This window comes from Pseudomonas sp. NPDC096925, from assembly GCF_044762545.1.
Taxonomy (GTDB): domain Bacteria; phylum Pseudomonadota; class Gammaproteobacteria; order Pseudomonadales; family Pseudomonadaceae; genus Aquipseudomonas.
In genome coordinates this window covers 1245113-1261011 of the sequence record NZ_JBIWEM010000001.1, presented here as the reverse complement: position 1 = coordinate 1261011, position 15899 = coordinate 1245113, and the positions used below count along the sequence as shown (strand labels likewise).

At 64.3% G+C, this 15899-nt stretch carries 16 protein-coding genes; 12 read left to right on the top strand and 4 right to left on the bottom strand.

Annotation, left to right across the window (positions count from 1 at the left end; all coding sequences use genetic code 11):
- Positions 1–565: 565 nt before the first annotated feature.
- Entirely contained in the window at positions 566–1453 is an 888-nt protein-coding gene (gene rhtA, locus ACIQYU_RS06005; protein WP_343586052.1) for a threonine/homoserine exporter RhtA, read from the top strand.
- A gap of 190 nt (positions 1454–1643) precedes the next feature.
- Positions 1644–1925 (top strand): hypothetical protein, encoded by a 282-nt coding sequence (locus ACIQYU_RS06000; RefSeq protein WP_025338390.1) that lies wholly within the window; start codon positions 1644–1646, stop codon positions 1923–1925.
- A gap of 37 nt (positions 1926–1962) precedes the next feature.
- On the opposite strand, the gene ACIQYU_RS05995 is transcribed toward ACIQYU_RS06000, so the two are convergent.
- Complete coding sequence (locus tag ACIQYU_RS05995; protein ID WP_207831568.1) at positions 1963–3771, bottom strand: aminopeptidase P family protein; 1809 nt, start codon at positions 3769–3771, stop codon at positions 1963–1965.
- A gap of 226 nt (positions 3772–3997) precedes the next feature.
- Here ACIQYU_RS05995 and ACIQYU_RS05990 point away from each other — a divergent pair, with 226 nt between their 5' ends.
- Both ACIQYU_RS05990 and ACIQYU_RS05985 read left to right on the top strand, forming a co-directional pair.
- Entirely contained in the window at positions 3998–5110 is a 1113-nt protein-coding gene (locus ACIQYU_RS05990; RefSeq protein ID WP_402798512.1) for a DUF3182 family protein, read from the top strand.
- Complete coding sequence (locus ACIQYU_RS05985; RefSeq protein WP_207831573.1) at positions 5094–5864, top strand: S9 family peptidase; 771 nt, start codon at positions 5094–5096, stop codon at positions 5862–5864. The genes ACIQYU_RS05990 and ACIQYU_RS05985 overlap by 17 nt, the downstream gene beginning before the upstream one ends.
- A 2-nt stretch (positions 5865–5866) precedes the next feature.
- On the opposite strand, the gene ACIQYU_RS05980 is transcribed toward ACIQYU_RS05985, so the two are convergent.
- Together ACIQYU_RS05980 and ACIQYU_RS05975 are read right to left on the bottom strand one after the other, a co-directional pair.
- Positions 5867–6223 (bottom strand): antibiotic biosynthesis monooxygenase, encoded by a 357-nt coding sequence (locus ACIQYU_RS05980; protein ID WP_207831575.1) that lies wholly within the window; start codon positions 6221–6223, stop codon positions 5867–5869.
- Positions 6224–6329: 106 nt separating this feature from the next.
- Entirely contained in the window at positions 6330–7313 is a 984-nt protein-coding gene (locus ACIQYU_RS05975; protein ID WP_343586060.1) for a helix-turn-helix domain-containing protein, read from the bottom strand.
- Between the two features lie 82 nt (positions 7314–7395).
- Here ACIQYU_RS05975 and ACIQYU_RS05970 point away from each other — a divergent pair, with 82 nt between their 5' ends.
- Positions 7396–7944 (top strand): cysteine hydrolase family protein, encoded by a 549-nt coding sequence (locus ACIQYU_RS05970; protein WP_402798508.1) that lies wholly within the window; start codon positions 7396–7398, stop codon positions 7942–7944.
- Between the two features lie 145 nt (positions 7945–8089).
- Here the strand turns inward: ACIQYU_RS05970 and ACIQYU_RS05965 are convergent, their stop codons facing one another.
- Positions 8090–8653, bottom strand: coding sequence for a helix-turn-helix domain-containing protein (locus ACIQYU_RS05965; RefSeq protein ID WP_207831580.1), 564 nt, complete (start codon positions 8651–8653; stop codon positions 8090–8092).
- A gap of 83 nt (positions 8654–8736) precedes the next feature.
- Between ACIQYU_RS05965 and ACIQYU_RS05960 the strand changes: the two genes are divergently transcribed.
- The 7 genes from ACIQYU_RS05960 to ACIQYU_RS05930 all read left to right on the top strand — a co-directional run bounded on the left by ACIQYU_RS05960 (position 8737) and on the right by ACIQYU_RS05930 (position 15895).
- Positions 8737–9687: a DMT family transporter gene (locus tag ACIQYU_RS05960; protein WP_241106462.1), complete on the top strand. Its 951-nt coding sequence runs from the start codon at positions 8737–8739 to the stop codon at positions 9685–9687.
- A 150-nt stretch (positions 9688–9837) separates the two neighbouring features.
- Positions 9838–12753: a monovalent cation/H+ antiporter subunit A gene (locus ACIQYU_RS05955; protein ID WP_207831584.1), complete on the top strand. Its 2916-nt coding sequence runs from the start codon at positions 9838–9840 to the stop codon at positions 12751–12753.
- Entirely contained in the window at positions 12753–13097 is a 345-nt protein-coding gene (locus ACIQYU_RS05950; RefSeq protein WP_013971840.1) for a Na+/H+ antiporter subunit C, read from the top strand. The genes ACIQYU_RS05955 and ACIQYU_RS05950 overlap by 1 nt, the downstream gene beginning before the upstream one ends.
- Entirely contained in the window at positions 13094–14773 is a 1680-nt protein-coding gene (locus ACIQYU_RS05945) for a monovalent cation/H+ antiporter subunit D (RefSeq protein WP_207831587.1), read from the top strand. The genes ACIQYU_RS05950 and ACIQYU_RS05945 overlap by 4 nt, the downstream gene beginning before the upstream one ends.
- Complete coding sequence (locus tag ACIQYU_RS05940; RefSeq protein WP_241106461.1) at positions 14770–15258, top strand: Na+/H+ antiporter subunit E; 489 nt, start codon at positions 14770–14772, stop codon at positions 15256–15258. Before ACIQYU_RS05945 ends, ACIQYU_RS05940 begins: the two co-directional genes overlap by 4 nt.
- Positions 15255–15533, top strand: a complete 279-nt coding sequence (locus ACIQYU_RS05935; RefSeq protein WP_003259015.1) for a K+/H+ antiporter subunit F — start codon at positions 15255–15257, stop codon at positions 15531–15533. The genes ACIQYU_RS05940 and ACIQYU_RS05935 overlap by 4 nt, the downstream gene beginning before the upstream one ends.
- Complete coding sequence (locus tag ACIQYU_RS05930; protein ID WP_233688196.1) at positions 15530–15895, top strand: Na+/H+ antiporter subunit G; 366 nt, start codon at positions 15530–15532, stop codon at positions 15893–15895. Before ACIQYU_RS05935 ends, ACIQYU_RS05930 begins: the two co-directional genes overlap by 4 nt.
- The last annotated feature ends 4 nt before the right edge of the window (positions 15896–15899 follow it).

The window sequence follows — 15899 nt, the reverse complement described above, 5'->3', positions numbered from 1 at the left end:
CATGATCAAACTCTTCAGTTCAATACTGCTTGGGTTTTTAAGAAACCCTAAACTTGGCTCAGCAATCTCAAATGACTATGTGATTTCTCGCATGGTCACTTGTGATGCTGATAATCTTTGTGACTATCAGTCCGTACTCACAAGCACCCACACGAATTGCTTGATTCGATTTGTTAAAGAGCGTTTGGTTAAGAGCCTTTCGTCTCAACCGAGGCGCGCATTCTACGCTTTCCTCATTTGCTGTCAAGCGTTTATTTTGAAGTTTTTTGCGAGAAACTCGTTTGGCTTCAAACACTTGACTCAACAGGGTGGCTGGCTTTGCTTCGCTACCGTGTTGGAGTGGTGCGCATTATAGGGCGGCTTTCCAGGAGGTCAACCTTTAATTTCAATAATTTAGAATCTTTTTGGAGAAGACCGCATCAGGGCCGCCAGGTGCTCGCCACAACACCTTCTGCGCCTATGAGATCGAGCGCCGAAATAACAACGCCGGGCACCTTGCCCCCACGCGCCGTAATTGCGCACTATATTGCTCACCCCCACCCCACTCAAGGATCGCCGCACAGAAATGAACACCCAGCCCCGCAGCCTGGCCGCTACCCTCTTCCCGATCGGTCTGCTGCTCATCGCCATGGCATCGATACAGTCTGGTGCCTCCCTGGCGAAAAGCATGTTCCCCCTCGTCGGCGCCCAAGGCACCACCACCCTGCGCCTGATCTTCGCCAGCATCATCATGCTGCTGATACTGCGCCCGTGGCGTGTACGCATGACCACCAACACCCTGCGCAACGTCATCATCTATGGCATGGCGCTGGGTGGCATGAACTTCCTCTTCTATATGGCTCTGCAAACAGTACCGATCGGCATTGCCGTGGCGCTGGAGTTCACCGGCCCGCTGGCCGTGGCGATCTTCTCCTCGCGTCGGCCGATCGACTTCCTGTGGATTGCCCTGGCCATCGTCGGCCTGCTGCTGTTGCTGCCTGCCGGCCATGGCGGGCAGGCCCTCGACCCGGTCGGCGCCGCCTTTGCCCTGGGCGCAGGGGTGTGCTGGGCGCTGTACATCCTGTTCGGCCAGCGCGCCGGGGCCGAGCACGGTATCCAGAGCGCCGCCCTGGGCGTCGTGGTCGCCGCACTGTTCGTTGCCCCCATCGGTATCGCCCACGCCGGCAGCGCATTGCTCACGCCCGCCCTGATCCCCATGGCCCTAGGCGTCGCAGTGCTGTCCACTGCCCTGCCCTACAGCCTGGAAATGGTTGCCCTCACGCGCATCCCGGCACGCACCTTCGGCACCCTCATGAGCATCGAACCCGCATTTGGTGCACTGTCTGGTCTGCTGTTCCTGGGCGAGGTGCTGACGCTCACCCAGTGGCTGGCTATCCTGGCGATCATTACTGCGTCGGTCGGCACCACCCTGTCCATGCGCACGGAACCCAGCCCGGCCGTCGCAGCAGACTGATATGAGAAATATTTTCATTTGAGACAGGATTAGTGATTGTAGCGGCCCGCCTCGCTGATTAAGCTGTCACCGAATCATCATCTTTGCGCTATCTACTGGACCGAACACGGACGCTGGGGAAATTTCAGGAAGAACCAAAGCGATAACGACGGGGCCAGACAGCGGATCCGCCCTGCATTTAAGGACAGGAATGAAACGTATTTTGCTCATCCTGGCCATCTTGGCTATTGCTGGATGTGCCGCCACGGCCAAGACCGAGGTCAAAAGGGGCAAGAAGGGCCTGCATATCAATTGCTCCGGCCTTTCTTCCTCATGGGACAACTGCTACAGCAAGGCCGCGAGTTCCTGCAGCACGCGCGGCTACCGGGTCATTGCACGCTCGGGCGATAGCGATGAAGAACCCGGTGACTATTTGTTCGGCATCAATCCGGCGGGTTACACCAGCCGCAGCATGATCGTCATCTGCAAGTAGGAAAAGGGCAGCTCGCAAGCTGCCCTTTTCATTTGCCTTACAACGGCGCAGTACGCGCCTGCAGCCAGGCCAGCGCTTCGCCCTTGAGCAAGGGCGCCAGGCGCTCGCGCACCATGGCGTGATAGCCGTTCAACCAGTCCAGCTCTTCCCTGGCCAGCAGCTCGGGCACCAGGCAGCGGGTGTCGATCGGGCACAGCGTCAGGGTCTCGAACTTCAGAAAGTCGCCGAAGGCGCTCTTGCCAGCCTCGCGATTGACCACCAGGTTCTCGATGCGCACACCCCACTGCCCTGGGCGATACGTACCCGGCTCGATGGAGCTGATCATGCCCACCTGCATCGCCGTCTGCGGCGTGGGTGCCGCCTGGTAGGCAATGACTTGCGGCCCCTCGTGCACGTTCATGAAGTACCCCACCCCATGCCCGGTACCGTGGCCGTAATCCACTTGGTCAGCCCAGATCGGTGCCCGGGCAATGGCGTCGAGCAACGGCGACAGCACGCCACGCGGGAAGGTGGCGCGCGACAGGGCGATCATGCCTTTGAGCACGCGCGTGCAATCCTGCTTCTGCGCAAGGCTGGGGTTGCCCACCGGCACCATGCGGGTGATGTCGGTGGTGCCGCCCAGGTATTGGCCGCCCGAATCGATCAGCAGCAAACCATCGCCCTCGATCACCGCATGCGACTGCTCGGTGGCACGGTAATGCGGCATCGCGCCATTGCCATTGAAGGCGGCAATGGTCGAGAAGCTCAGTGACACGAAGCCTGGGCGGCGGGCTCGCGCGGCACTCAGCCGCTCGTCGACCGTCAGCTCGGTAATCCGCTCCCGACCGAGGTTGGCCTCAAGCCAGGCGAAGAACTCGCACAGGGCCGCGCCGTCCTGCTCCATCACCTGGCGGATGTGCACCAGATCGTCATCACCTTTGCACGACTTGCTCAGGGTGCTGGGGTTGAGCCCCTCGACCAACTCTACCTCGGCCGGCAGGTTGTCGAGCAGGCCGCAGGTTACCCGGGCCGGGTCGACCAGCAATCGGCTGCCGGCCGGCATGGCCCCAAGGGCCTTGCCGGCTTCGGCGTAGTCACGCACCTCGATACCGTCGACCGCCAGCACCTGGCGTAGATGGTCATCGAGCTTGTCCTGGCCAACGAACAGGATCGCCTGCTGCTGGCTGATCAGGGCAAAGGCCACAAACACCGGGTTGTAGGACACATCGCTGCCGCGCAGGTTGAACAGCCAGGCGATGTCATCCAGGGTGGCGATGAAGTGCCAGTCGGCGCCCTTGGCCTGCACGCTCTGGCGCAACTGCGCCAGTTTTTCCGCCCGGCTCACCGTGGCATGCGGTGGCAAATGCTGGTAGACCGTGTTGCCCGGCAGTGCCGGTCGCCCTTCCCAGACCTGGCTCAGCAGGTCCTTGTCAGTCACCAGTCGCGCCCCGCGCGCTTTCAGCCGGTCACCCAGCTGGCGCGCCGAAGCCAAGGCCATGACCGCACCATCTACCGCAACGTTGCCATTGGGCTCGACGTGATCGCCCAGCCACTCCAGCGCGCCAGGCTTGCCCGGCAACAGCTTCATCAACTCGATGCCACTGCCTGCCAACTCGCGCTCCGCCTGTTCCCAGTAGCGGCTATCGACCCACAACCCGGCAAAGCCAGCCGTGACCACCAGCGTGCCGACCGAGCCGTGGAAACCCGACAGCCACTGGCGCCCCTGCCAGTAACCGGGCAGGTATTCGGAAAGATGGGGGTCGGCCGAGGGTACCAGCAAGGCATCGATGCCCTCTGCGGCCATGACCTGGCGCACCTGCGCCAGGCGCTGCGGCACGCTTTGCCCAAGGGTGGTCTGAACGTTCATGCGCTCTCCTGCGGCTACATCACGGTTGATCCAGTGTGCCGATAATGGAACAGCCGCCCAAGCCCTGCAATCGTGGCGACCGGCACTCGGCATGCATTGCCCGCCACGCCCTGCGTAAAACAGACATTTCCTACAGCATGGCCAGGACCACCGATCAAGTTCCGCTGAACTTCCCCAAAGCACGGGCTTCACACACAGTACATTCATTACACACAGGCAAAAGACCATGCCCAATGCCTGCGCCCCTAAAAGCGGCGTGGTGCTGCTCGACACCCGCGCGCACACCCCTGACCACGAGCATGCCGTGCATCTGAAGCTTGCCGATGGCCTGGCCCGCCTGCTGGGCTGCCCGCACGTGCAACCCAGCCAGCCTCCGGGCGCCGCCGATGGCTACTACTACCTGCCTACCGAAACCCTGGTCGATCCCAAGCGCTATGCCGCCCTGGGCATCTGCAGCGAGCAAGACCTGTTCGGCGGGCTGGTCGCACACCCCTACATGGCGACCAAGGCAATCTCCCACCCGCTGCCGGCCGGAGCCAGTTTTCCGCCGGGCTGGACCGATGCCTTCGCCCGGCAAGCCAGCGACGCCCTGCTACGCGGCTACACCGTGTTCAGCAAGGCCGATGCGCGCACCGCCGCACAGCTGTTGCTGGCGGACGGCCCGTTGCGGATCAAGCCGGTACTGGCCTGTGCAGGCCGCGGGCAACAGGTCATCACCACGGTGGATGAACTGGAACCACTGCTGGCCCGCATGGATGACCAGGACCTTGCGCTATGGGGGCTGGTGCTCGAAGAAGACCTGAGCGAGGTGCAAACCTTCAGCGTCGGCCAGGTACGCGTCGCCGGCCTGACCTGCAGCTATCACGGCACCCAGCAACTGACCCGTGATCATCAGGGCACGCAAGTGTACGGCGGCTCCGACCTGGTGGTAGTACGCGGTGACTACCAGGCACTGCTGCAACTGCCGCTGGACGAGCCGCTGCGCCTGGCCATCAACCAGGCGATGGCCTACGAACAGGCCGCCGAACAGCACTTCCCCGGCTTCATCGCCTCACGACGCAACTACGACATCGCCCGCGGCATGAACCCTCTGGGTCGCCTGCGCAGCGGCGTACTCGAACAATCCTGGCGCCTGGGCGGCGCCAGCAGTGCCGAGCTGCTGGCCTTGCAGGCGTTTGCCGATGACCCGGCATTGCAACGGGTGCGTGCCTCCACCCATGAAGTGTTCGGCACCCCCGAACTGCCCGCTGACGCCACCCTCTTTTACCAAGGAAACGACAGTGAACTGGGACAACTCAGCAAATTTGCGCGGATTCGCGAACATGACCATTCAGAGTGAAACCGTTGAACTGCAGGTCGAGGATGACAGCATCGTCGGCACCTTGGTCAGCCCTGGCAGCAAGATGCCGGGCATCCTCTTCGTCCACGGCTGGGGTGGCAGCCAGCAACGCGACCTGGCCCGTGCCCGGCATATCACCGGGCTGGGCTGCGTGTGCATGACCTTCGACCTGCGCGGCCACGAAAAAACCGAAAGCCAACGGCTGACGGTGACACGCGAACAGAATCTGACCGACCTGCTGGTGGCCTACGACCGGCTGGTGAGCCACCCGGTCGTCGACCCCAGTGCCATCGCCATCATCGGCAGCAGTTATGGCGGCTACCTGGCCACCCTGCTGACCCGCGAGCGGCCGGTCAGATGGCTGGCCTTGCGGGTACCCGCCATGTACTGGGACGACGAATGGAACCTCCCCAAGCAAACCCTCGACCGGCAACGGCTGAACGCCTACCGCCAGCGCCCGCTCGGCCCGGGGGACAACCGCGCACTGGCGGCCTGTGCCGAGTTCGGTGGTGATGTACTGCTGGTAGAGTCCGAGCAAGACGACTACGTGCCGCACAGCACGCTGATGAGCTACCGCTCGGCATTCGTCAGTGCCCATTCGCTCACCCACCGCATCGTCGACGGTGCCGACCACGCGTTGTCCAGCGAAGAGAGCCAGAAAGCCTACAGCTCGATCCTGGCGGCATGGGTCAGCGAAATGGTCATTGGCGCGCGCCTGGACCGTTACCCGCACTACGCGCCCTGGTATGCCTGAGGCTAACCCACCTGGCAAAGCAGGCTGCCATCGGCGCCACGTACCAGGCTGCGCAGGGTCTGGTAGGCGGCAAAGTTGACGCTACGCGCCTGATGCTGGCCAAGCAGTTCAAGGAACGGCTCCTCGACGAAAAGCACCGCCGCCGCCGCCCACGCCTGGCGGGACTGCCATTGCAGGTACTGCAGCACCCGGCTGCCATCATCACTGGCCTGGATGCTGACACCCAGCAGGCCTTCGCAGCGCGCGGCCAGCTCTTCGCTGCGCGCCACCAGCGCCTGAGCCAACGCCTGCTGGCACCTGCCGGGCACTTCATATTCGATCATCTGGGTAAACCACAGGGGATGAGATGTTGCCGTCATGAAAGGTCTCCTGGCGACGGACGCATGCAGCGCGACGCCGAGCAGGGTAAAACCTCAAGTTATGTCAAGGTCAAGTGGTTTCCACCCCGGGAACGCCCCTCGCGCCCTAACCCGATACCGCGAAGCGCCGCCGGTAATCACTCGGGGTCAGACCGGTGATGCGCTGAAACACCTTGCGAAACGCACCCGGGTCCTGGTAACCGACGCCCCAGGCAATCTGCTCGACATTGCGCCGGGTAAACTCCAGCAAGCGGCACGCACGCCCCACCCTCACCTGCTGGCAGTACTCGGTCGGCCGTAGCCCCGTGGCAGCACGAAAACGCCGCAGGAAGGTGCGTTCCTCCAGCCCCGCGCATGCGGCCATGCTGGCCAGGTCGGCATCCTGCCCTCCGTTGCCCTGCAACCAGTGCTGCACTTTCAGCACAGCCTCATCGCCATGGTCCAGGCGCGGGTTGAACACGGCACCGGGCAGCGGCGCCGCGACCGGATCGACCGCCAGGTAGCGGGCAGTTTCCCGCGCCACCGTCGCCCCCATGAAGCGCTCCAGCAAGCGCAAGCCCAGCTCGGTCCAGGCCATCAACCCGGCCGAGGTGACGATGTCTCCATCGTCCAGCAACGGTTGCTGGGCCTCGACCCGCACGCGGGGAAAACGCTGGGCAAGCGAATGCACGTAGTTCCAGTGGGTACAGGCCGGGCGCCCGTCGAGCAGGCCACTGGCGGCGATGAAGAACACCCCGATGCACACCGATGCCAGCACCGTTCCGTGCCCGTGCAACTGGCACAACGACGCGCGATGGCGCTCAAGCAGCTCACCCTGGGGTGCCGACTCCAGGCTCGGCGGAATGATCAGTACCTGCAGCTCGGACGCGACGGCAGGTGGGCTCTCTGGGGCAGGCTGCAACTGCCCCGCCTCGTCTGCCTGCCAGAAGCTGATACGCACCGCTGGCAACTCGATGGCCCCCAGTTCGGCAGCCACCCGGTTGGCCACCAGGAACAGGTCGGCCAGCCCATGCACGGCAGCACGTTGCGCACCGGGGTACAGCAGCAGGCCGATGTCCAGTCTGGCAGGGTTGTCAGTTTTTGCCCGCATAGTGTCGTTCGCGCCAATCCTCAGGTCAGTGCGCACAGCCTATAACTAACGTCATCCAACGACCACTGCCACAGGAGGCAGCATGAGCAAGCAGGCGCTGATCATCATCGACATCCAGAACGACTACTTCCCGGGCGGCAAATGGACCCTCGATGGCGCCGAGCAGGCGGCTGACAATGCCGCTCGCCTGCTGGCGGCGGCGCGTCAAAGGGGCGATCTGGTGGTGCATGTGCGCCATGAGTTCGACAGCGCCGATGCGCCGTTCTTCGCGCCAGGCTCGCAGGGTGCGGCCATCCACGCCAAGGTCGAGCCGGTGGCGGGCGAGCCAGTGTTCCTCAAGCACAAGGTCAACGCCTTCCTTGGTACCGACCTTGAGCACACGCTGGACCGGCATGGCGTCGAAGCCCTGACCATCGTCGGCAGCATGAGCCACATGTGCGTTGACGCCGCCACCCGCGCCGCGGCCGACCTGGGTTATGACGTGACCGTGGCGCACGATGCCTGTGCCACCCTGCCACTGGAGTTCGATGGCAAGCGGGTGCCGGCGGCGCAGGTGCATGATTCAGTGATGGCAGCGTTGGCGTTTGCCTATGCCAAGGTGGTCAGGACCGATGAGTTGCTGAATAGCTGATCAGTGGAATTTGGGGGCGCTTTGCGCCCCATCGCGACGCAAGGCCGCTCCCACAGGTACCGTGCCAGACATCAGATTTGCGCGGCACCTGTGGGAGCGGCCTTGTGTCGCGATGGGCTGCGCAGCAGCCCCAAAACCGGCTACCTCAAATCACCACATTGCGCACAAACCGCACCGCCTCCGCCCCATCGTTGCGATACGCATATCGGCAATTGCTGGGAAACACATGGAACTGCCCGACCTGCAGGCGATGCTCGGCCCCTTCGATAATCAGCGTCAGTTGCCCTTGCGCTACGTAGATCTGCTCGCTCCAGCCTTCGGCATCAGCCTCGCTGGAATAGCACTCGCCTGGCGCCAACGTCCACTCCCACAGCTCCACCTCGCGTCGCGCCACACTGCTGCCCAGCAGCACCGCCCGGCTCTGCGGGTGCTCACCGGCCCAGGCCAGCTCTTCGATACGCCCGGGGTCGCGCTGGTCAGGCGCCTGGATCAGGGTACTGAAAGCCACGCCCAAGGCTTCGGCAATCAGGTCAAGGGTGGTCAGGCTGACATTCCTTTCGCCCGCTTCGATCGCCACCAGCATGCGCCGGCTGACCCCGGAGCGCTCGGCCAGCGCCGTCTGGCTCATGCCCGCAGCGTTGCGCAGGCTGCGTACATTGAAGCTGACATGTTGCAGCACCGATGCCCGGTGCGAGGAATCATTGTGCACTATATTGCTCACTGGTCGATATTGCGCAGTATACTGCCCACTTTGCGGCGATTGTGCGCCGCCCCCTTCGAGTGCGCAAGACCATGAACCAGCCCAGCAGCAAGCCGACCCCTGCCATTACCTTTCGCCTGAGCAAGGCCGAACTTGTACTGGTTTTCATCACCATGCTGTGGGGCGGCACCTTCCTGCTGGTGCATAACGTGATGACCGTCAGCGGCCCGATGTTCTTCGTCGGCCTGCGCTTCGCTGCAGCCGCCCTGTTCGTTGGTGTGGTCTCGGCGCGGGCGCTGCCAGGGCTGACCTTCACCGAGCTGAAAGCCGGCATGCTGATCGGCGTGTCGATCATGCTCGGCTACGGCCTGCAGACCATGGGCCTGCAAACCATCAGCAGCAGTCAGTCGGCGTTCATCACCGCACTGTACGTGCCGTTCGTGCCGCTGTTGCAGTGGCTGGTACTGGGCCGGCGCCCCGGCCTGATGCCCAGCATCGGTATCGGCCTGGCGTTCATCGGCCTGATGCTGCTGGCCGGGCCGGAGGGCGGCAGCCTGCACTTCAGCGAGGGCGAGTTGGTGACCCTGGTCAGCGCCGTGGCCATCGCCGGCGAAATCATCCTGATCAGCCGCTACGCCGGCCAGGTCGATGTGCGCCGGGTCACCGTGGTGCAACTGGCAACCGCCTCGCTGCTGGCGTTCCTGATGATCGTACCGACCCAGGAGCGCCTGCCCGACTTCTCCTGGCTGCTGCTGGCCAGCGCCGTGGGCCTGGGCGCCATGAGCGCGGTGATCCAGGTGGCAATGAACTGGGCGCAGAAGTCGGTCTCGCCCACCCGCGCCACCCTCATCTATGCCGGTGAACCGGTGTGGGCCGGGATCGTCGGGCGCATCGCCGGTGAGCGCTTGCCGGGCGTGGCACTGCTCGGTGGCTTGCTGATCGTGATCGCGGTGGTGGTCAGCGAACTCAAGGTGCGCCGCCCGCGCGAAGCGACCGAAACACCAGAAGTGCAGGATGAAGGCGAACGCCAGGCCGGCCTGTAAAGCCGCCAACTGCGGCTATGCTTTGTAAAAAACTGTTATAAAAAAACAGCTTGTCACAGCCTGTTTGTAGGATTCTGCGACAGCTTGCGTGTTGGTGATCACCCCCTCGACACGTATGATTCTTTGCAAACTTCTCCAGAATAGAACGCTATGTCATTGATAGTGCTATTGCTTCTGCCGTTCGTGGGCAGTTGCCTGGCAGCCGTGCTGCCGCACAACGCACGTAACGCGGAGTCCATTCTCGCCGGGCTCGTGGCCCTGGTCGGCACTGTCCAGGTAGCACTGCTGTACCCTCAGGTTGCCCACGGTGGCGTAATTCGCGAAGAGTTCCTCTGGCTGCCCAGCCTGGGGCTGAACCTGGTGTTGCGCATGGACGGCTTCGCCTGGCTGTTCTCGCTGCTGGTGCTGGGCATCGGTGCGCTGGTGTCGCTGTATGCTCGCTACTACATGTCGCCGCAAGACCCGGTACCGCGCTTCTTCGCCTTCTTCCTCGCCTTCATGGGCGCCATGCTCGGCCTGGTGATCTCCGGCAACCTGATCCAGCTGGTGTTCTTCTGGGAACTCACCAGCCTGTTCTCCTTCCTGCTGATCGGCTACTGGCACCACCGTGCCGACGCCCGCCGCGGCGCCTACATGGCGCTGATGGTCACGGGCGCAGGCGGTTTGTGCCTGCTGGTGGGTGCCCTGCTGCTCGGCCATGTGGTCGGCAGCTACGACCTGGACAAGGTCCTGGCTGCCGGCAACACCATTCGCCAGCATGCACTGTACCCGGTGCTGCTGCCGCTGATCCTCATCGGCGCCCTGAGCAAGAGCGCACAATTCCCCTTCCAGTTCTGGCTGCCCCACGCCATGGCGGCCCCCACCCCGGTATCGGCTTACCTGCACTCGGCGACCATGGTCAAGGCCGGGGTATTCCTGCTGGCGCGGCTATGGCCGGTGCTGTCGGGTAGCGAGGAGTGGTTCTGGATCGTCGGCGGTGCCGGCGCCCTCACCCTGCTGCTCGGCGCCTTCGCCGCCATGTTCCAGAACGACCTCAAGGGCCTGCTGGCGTACTCGACCATCAGCCACCTGGGCCTGATTACCCTGCTGCTGGGCCTGAACAGCCCGCTGGCTGCCGTCGCAGCGGTGTTCCACATTCTCAACCACGCCACCTTCAAGGCCTCGTTGTTCATGGCCGCCGGCATCATCGACCACGAAAGCGGCACCCGTGACATCCGCCGCCTCAGCGGGCTGATCCGCCTGGTGCCATACACCGCCACCCTGGCCATGGTGGCCAGCGCCTCGATGGCCGGCGTGCCGTTGATGAACGGCTTCCTGTCCAAGGAAATGTTCTTCGCCGAAACGGTGTTCATCAGCTCCACTGCCTGGGTCGAAGCCACGCTGCCGGTGATCGCCACCCTGGCCGGCACCTTCAGCGTGGCCTATGCCCTGCGCTTCACCGTCGATGTGTTCTTCGGCCCCACTGCGCAAGACCTCCCGCATACCCCCCACGAGCCGCCACGCTGGATGCGTGCGCCGGTCGAACTGCTGGTGCTCACCTGCCTGGTGGTGGGCATCTTCCCTGCCCAGTCGGTCGGCCCGCTGCTGGCTGCCGCCGCCCTGCCGGTGGTAGGCGGCACCCTGCCGGAATACAGCCTGGCCATCTGGCATGGCTGGAACGCGCCGCTGATCATGAGCCTGGTGGCCATGAGCGGCGGTATCGTGCTGTACCTGTTGCTGCGCAAGCAGCTGCGCCTGGGCCGCTTCCCCTACCCGCCGGTGATCGAGCGCTTCAACGGCAAGCGCCTGTTCGAACACGGCCAGGTGCAGCTGATGCTGCTGGCCCGGCGCATCGAGCGCCTGCTCACCAGCCGCCGCCTGCAGTCGCAGCTGTTCATGCTGGTGCTCGCCGCCTTCCTCGCCGGCCTCACGCCTATGCTCTACAGCGGCCTGAGCTGGGGCGACCGGCCGAAGATTCCGGGCTCGGGCGTGTTCGTCGCGCTGTGGCTGATCGCCATTGCCTGCGCCATCGGCGCCGCCTACCAGGCCAAGTATCACCGCTTGGCGGCATTGATCATGGTCAGCGTCTGCGGCCTGATGACCTGCATCACCTTCGTCTGGTTCTCCGCACCCGACCTGGCCCTGACCCAACTGGTCGTGGAAGTGGTCACCACCGTGCTGATCCTGCTCGGCCTGCGCTGGCTGCCGCGGCGGATCGAAGGCGTATCACCACTTCCGGGCAGCCTGGAGCGCGCGCGCATGCGCCGCCTGCGCGACCTGCTGCTGGCGGTGCTGGTAGGTGGCGGCATGGCCGTGCTGTCCTACGCCATGCTGACCCGGCCGACACCCAACGACATTTCCTCGTTCTACCTGAGCCGGGCGCTGCCCCAGGGCGGTGGCACCAACGTGGTCAACGTCATGCTGGTCGACTTCCGTGGCTTCGATACCCTTGGTGAAATCACCGTGCTGGTGGCCGTGGCGTTGACCGTGTTCGCCCTGTTGCGGCGCTTCCGCCCGCCGAAGGAAAGCATGCAACTGCCGGCGCAGCAGCGCCAGCTGGCACCCGACGTGGTCACCGACCTGATCAACCCGCGGCATGCCACCGACACCGCCCTGGGCTTCATGATGGTGCCCGCGGTACTGGTGCGCCTGCTGCTGCCGATCGCCCTGCTGGTGTCGATGTACCTGTTCATGCGCGGCCACAACCAGCCCGGTGGCGGCTTTGTCGCCGGCCTGGTGATGTCGGTGGCGTTCATCCTGCAGTACATGGTGGCCGGCACCCAGTGGGTCGAGGCGCAGATGAGCCTGCGCCCGCTGCGCTGGATGGGCACCGGGCTACTGTGCGCAACCCTGACCGGGGTGGGTGCCATGCTGCTGGGCTACCCGTTCCTCACCACCCATACCGCCCACCTGCACCTGCCGTTGCTCGGTGATGTGCACGTGGCCAGCGCGCTGTTCTTCGATGTCGGCGTGTTCACCGTGGTGGTCGGCTCGACCCTGCTGATCCTCACTGCCCTGGCGCACCAGTCGGTGCGCGCCTACCGCCCGGGCAACCCGGCGAAAACCAGCCAAGCAGGAGCCGCCTGATGGAAGAAGTGATTGCAGTTGCCATCGGCGTCCTGGCCGCCTCGGGGGTGTGGCTGATCCTGCGCCCGCGAACCTATCAGGTGATCATGGGCCTGTGCCTGCTGTCGTACGGGGTCAACCTGTTCATCTTCAGCATGGGTAGCCTGTTCATCGGCAAGGAACCGATCATCAAGGACGGCGTGCCACAGGACCTGCTGCACTATACCGACCCGCTGCCGCAGGCCCTGGTGCTCACCGCCATCGTCATCAGCTTCGCCATGACCGCGCTGTTCCTGGTGGTGTTGCTGGCATCGCGCGGCCTGACCGGTACCGACCACGTGGATGGCCGGGAGCGTGACGAATGAGTGGCATGAGCCAACTGATCATCGCGCCCATCCTGCTGCCGCTGGTGACGGCGGCAGTGATGTTGCTGCTGGGCGAGAAACACCGGCAGATCAAGGCCCGGCTGAACCTGCTGTCGACCTTCGCCGGCCTGGCCATCGCGGTCAGCCTGCTGCAGTGGGTGCGCACCCAGGGCCAGGCGGAATCGATCGGTGTCTACCTGCCGGGCAACTGGCCAGCGCCGTTCGGCATCGTGCTGGTGGTCGACCACCTGTCGGCCCTGCTGCTGACCCTCACCGGCATCATCGGTTTCAGCGCCCTGCTGTTTGCCCGCGCCCGCTGGGACGGTGCCGGGGCCAGCTTCCACGCGCTGTTCCAGATCCAGTTGATGGGCCTGTACGGCGCCTTCCTCACCGCCGACCTGTTCAACCTGTTCGTGTTCTTCGAAGTGCTGCTGGCCGCTTCCTATGGCCTGCTGCTGCATGGCTCGGGCCGCGCCAGGGTGCGTGCCGGCCTGCACTACATTGCCATCAACCTGTTCGCCTCGTCGCTGTTCCTGGTCGGCGCAGCGATGCTGTATGGCGTGACCGGCACCCTGAACATGGCCGACCTGGCCCTGAAGATTCCGCTGGTACCGGAGGCCGACCGTGGCCTGTTGCACGCTGGCGCGGCGATCCTGGCCATGGCCTTCCTGGTCAAGGCCGGCATCTGGCCGTTGAACTTCTGGCTGGTGCCGGCCTATGCCTCGGCCAGCGCGCCGGTGGCGGCACTGTTCGCCATCATGACCAAGGTCGGCCTGTATGCGGTGCTGCGCCTGTGGACACTGCTGTTCTCCGGGCAGGCCGGGGCCTCGGCGCATTTCGGTGGTGAATGGCTGGTGTACGGTGGCCTGGTCACCCTGGCGGTGGCGGCGGTATCGATCCTGGCCGCGCAGCGCCTGGAGCGCATGGCTGCCCTCAGCATCCTGGTCTCGGCCGGCACCCTGCTCGGCGCCGTCGGTTTTGCTCAGTCGGCGCTGACCGGTGCGGCCCTGTTCTACCTGGTCAACTCGACCCTGGCGCTGTGCGCGCTGTTCTTGCTCGCCGAGTTGGTCGAACGTTCGCGTTCGGCCAACGAAGCGCCACTTGAGGACGAAGAAGGCGCCATGCCGCCACCGCTGGAGTCACTGCACCCGCCCAAGGGCATCAACCTCGACGATGAGCAAAAGGTGGTGATCGGCCAGATCATCCCGTGGACCATGGCCTTCCTCGGCCTCAGCTTCATCGCCTGCGCCCTGCTGATCATCGGCATGCCGCCGCTGTCCGGCTTTGTCGGCAAGCTCAACCTGATCAGCGCGTTGTTCAACCCACAGGGGTTGGGCGTGCCTCCCGAGCAACCGCTGGGCACGGCGGGCTGGGGCCTGGTGGCGCTGTTGATCCTCTCTGGCATGGCCTCGCTGATCGCCTTCGGCCGCGTCGGCATCCAGCGTTTCTGGAAGCCGGAGGAGCGCCCGTCGCCGGTGCTGCGCCGCTATGAATGCCTGCCCATCGTCATCCTGCTAAGCCTGTGCATCATCCTCAGCCTCAAGGCCGAACCGCTGCTGCGCTACACCCAGGACACCGCCGCCAGCCTGCAGGCCCCCGACGCCTATATCGAAGCCGTGATGGCTGCCCGGCCGGTTCCTGGCCCCACCTCGCTCGACGTACAGGTGCAGCCATGAATCGACTGTTCCCCGCACCGCTGTTATCGGTTTCACTGTTCGGCCTGTGGCTGTTGCTGAACCTTTCGGTCAGCCCCGGCAACCTGCTGCTGGCTACCGCGCTCGGCGTGCTGGCGCCGCTGCTGATGGCGCCGCTGCGCCCGCAGCATGCCCATGTGCGACGGCCGCTGGCCATCGCCCGGCTGATTGGCCGGGTCGGCATCGATGTGATCATGTCCAACCTGCTGGTTGCCCGTGGCGTGCTGCGTGCCGGAAAGCAGCCACCACGCTCGGCGTTCGTGCACATCCCGCTGGCCCTGCGCGACCCGCATGGCCTGGCGGCGCTGTCGATGATTACCACGGTGGTGCCCGGCACGGTCTGGTCCGAACTGGCGCTGGACCGCAGCGTATTGCTGCTGCATGTGTTCGACCTGGGCGATGAGGCGGCTTTCATCCAGCACTTCAAGGACACCTACGAACGCCCGCTGATGGAGATATTCCAATGACAGGCCTGCTCGCCAATGCTGTCCTCGCCAGCCTGTTCATCTTCGCCCTGGCCATGGCCCTGGCGCTGATCCGGCTGTTCCGCGGCCCGTCCGCCCAGGACCGGGTGCTGGCACTGGACTACCTGTACATCCTGGCCATGCTGACCATGCTGGTGCTGGGAATCCGTTATGCCAGTGACACCTACTTCGAAGGTGCCCTGCTGATTGCGCTGTTCGGTTTCGTTGGCTCGTTTGCCCTGGCCAAGTTCCTGCTGCGCGGTGAGGTGATCGAATGACTGAAACCCTGCAACTCCCCTTCTGGCTAGAGCTGGTTACCGCCACGCTGCTGCTGACCGGCAGCCTGTTCGCCCTGATCGGTGCCGTTGGCCTGTTGCGCCTGAAGGACTACTTCCAGCGCATGCACCCGCCGGCACTGGCCTCGACCATTGGTGCCTGGTGCGTGGCACTGGCCTCGATCATCTACTTTTCCTGGCTCAAGGAAGCACCGGTGCTGCACGCCTGGCTGATTCCGATCCTGCTGTCGATCACCGTACCGGTAACCACGCTGTTGCTGGCGCGGGCGGCGCTGTTCCGCAAGCGCATGGCAAACGAGCCGGTCCCTGAAGAAGTCAGCAGCGGCCGCGATCGCGGTAACTGAAGAG

Coding starts and splice junctions, on each gene's coding strand:
- rhtA (WP_343586052.1), top strand. CDS start 566: ATGAACACCCAGCCCCGCAGCCTGGCCGCTACCCTCTTCCCGATCGGT.
- ACIQYU_RS06000 (WP_025338390.1), top strand. CDS start 1,644: ATGAAACGTATTTTGCTCATCCTGGCCATCTTGGCTATTGCTGGATGT.
- ACIQYU_RS05995 (WP_207831568.1), bottom strand. CDS start 3,771: ATGAACGTTCAGACCACCCTTGGGCAAAGCGTGCCGCAGCGCCTGGCG.
- ACIQYU_RS05990 (WP_402798512.1), top strand. CDS start 3,998: ATGCCCAATGCCTGCGCCCCTAAAAGCGGCGTGGTGCTGCTCGACACC.
- ACIQYU_RS05985 (WP_207831573.1), top strand. CDS start 5,094: ATGACCATTCAGAGTGAAACCGTTGAACTGCAGGTCGAGGATGACAGC.
- ACIQYU_RS05980 (WP_207831575.1), bottom strand. CDS start 6,223: ATGACGGCAACATCTCATCCCCTGTGGTTTACCCAGATGATCGAATAT.
- ACIQYU_RS05975 (WP_343586060.1), bottom strand. CDS start 7,313: ATGCGGGCAAAAACTGACAACCCTGCCAGACTGGACATCGGCCTGCTG.
- ACIQYU_RS05970 (WP_402798508.1), top strand. CDS start 7,396: ATGAGCAAGCAGGCGCTGATCATCATCGACATCCAGAACGACTACTTC.
- ACIQYU_RS05960 (WP_241106462.1), top strand. CDS start 8,737: ATGAACCAGCCCAGCAGCAAGCCGACCCCTGCCATTACCTTTCGCCTG.
- ACIQYU_RS05955 (WP_207831584.1), top strand. CDS start 9,838: ATGTCATTGATAGTGCTATTGCTTCTGCCGTTCGTGGGCAGTTGCCTG.
- ACIQYU_RS05950 (WP_013971840.1), top strand. CDS start 12,753: ATGGAAGAAGTGATTGCAGTTGCCATCGGCGTCCTGGCCGCCTCGGGG.
- ACIQYU_RS05945 (WP_207831587.1), top strand. CDS start 13,094: ATGAGTGGCATGAGCCAACTGATCATCGCGCCCATCCTGCTGCCGCTG.
- ACIQYU_RS05940 (WP_241106461.1), top strand. CDS start 14,770: ATGAATCGACTGTTCCCCGCACCGCTGTTATCGGTTTCACTGTTCGGC.
- ACIQYU_RS05935 (WP_003259015.1), top strand. CDS start 15,255: ATGACAGGCCTGCTCGCCAATGCTGTCCTCGCCAGCCTGTTCATCTTC.
- ACIQYU_RS05930 (WP_233688196.1), top strand. CDS start 15,530: ATGACTGAAACCCTGCAACTCCCCTTCTGGCTAGAGCTGGTTACCGCC.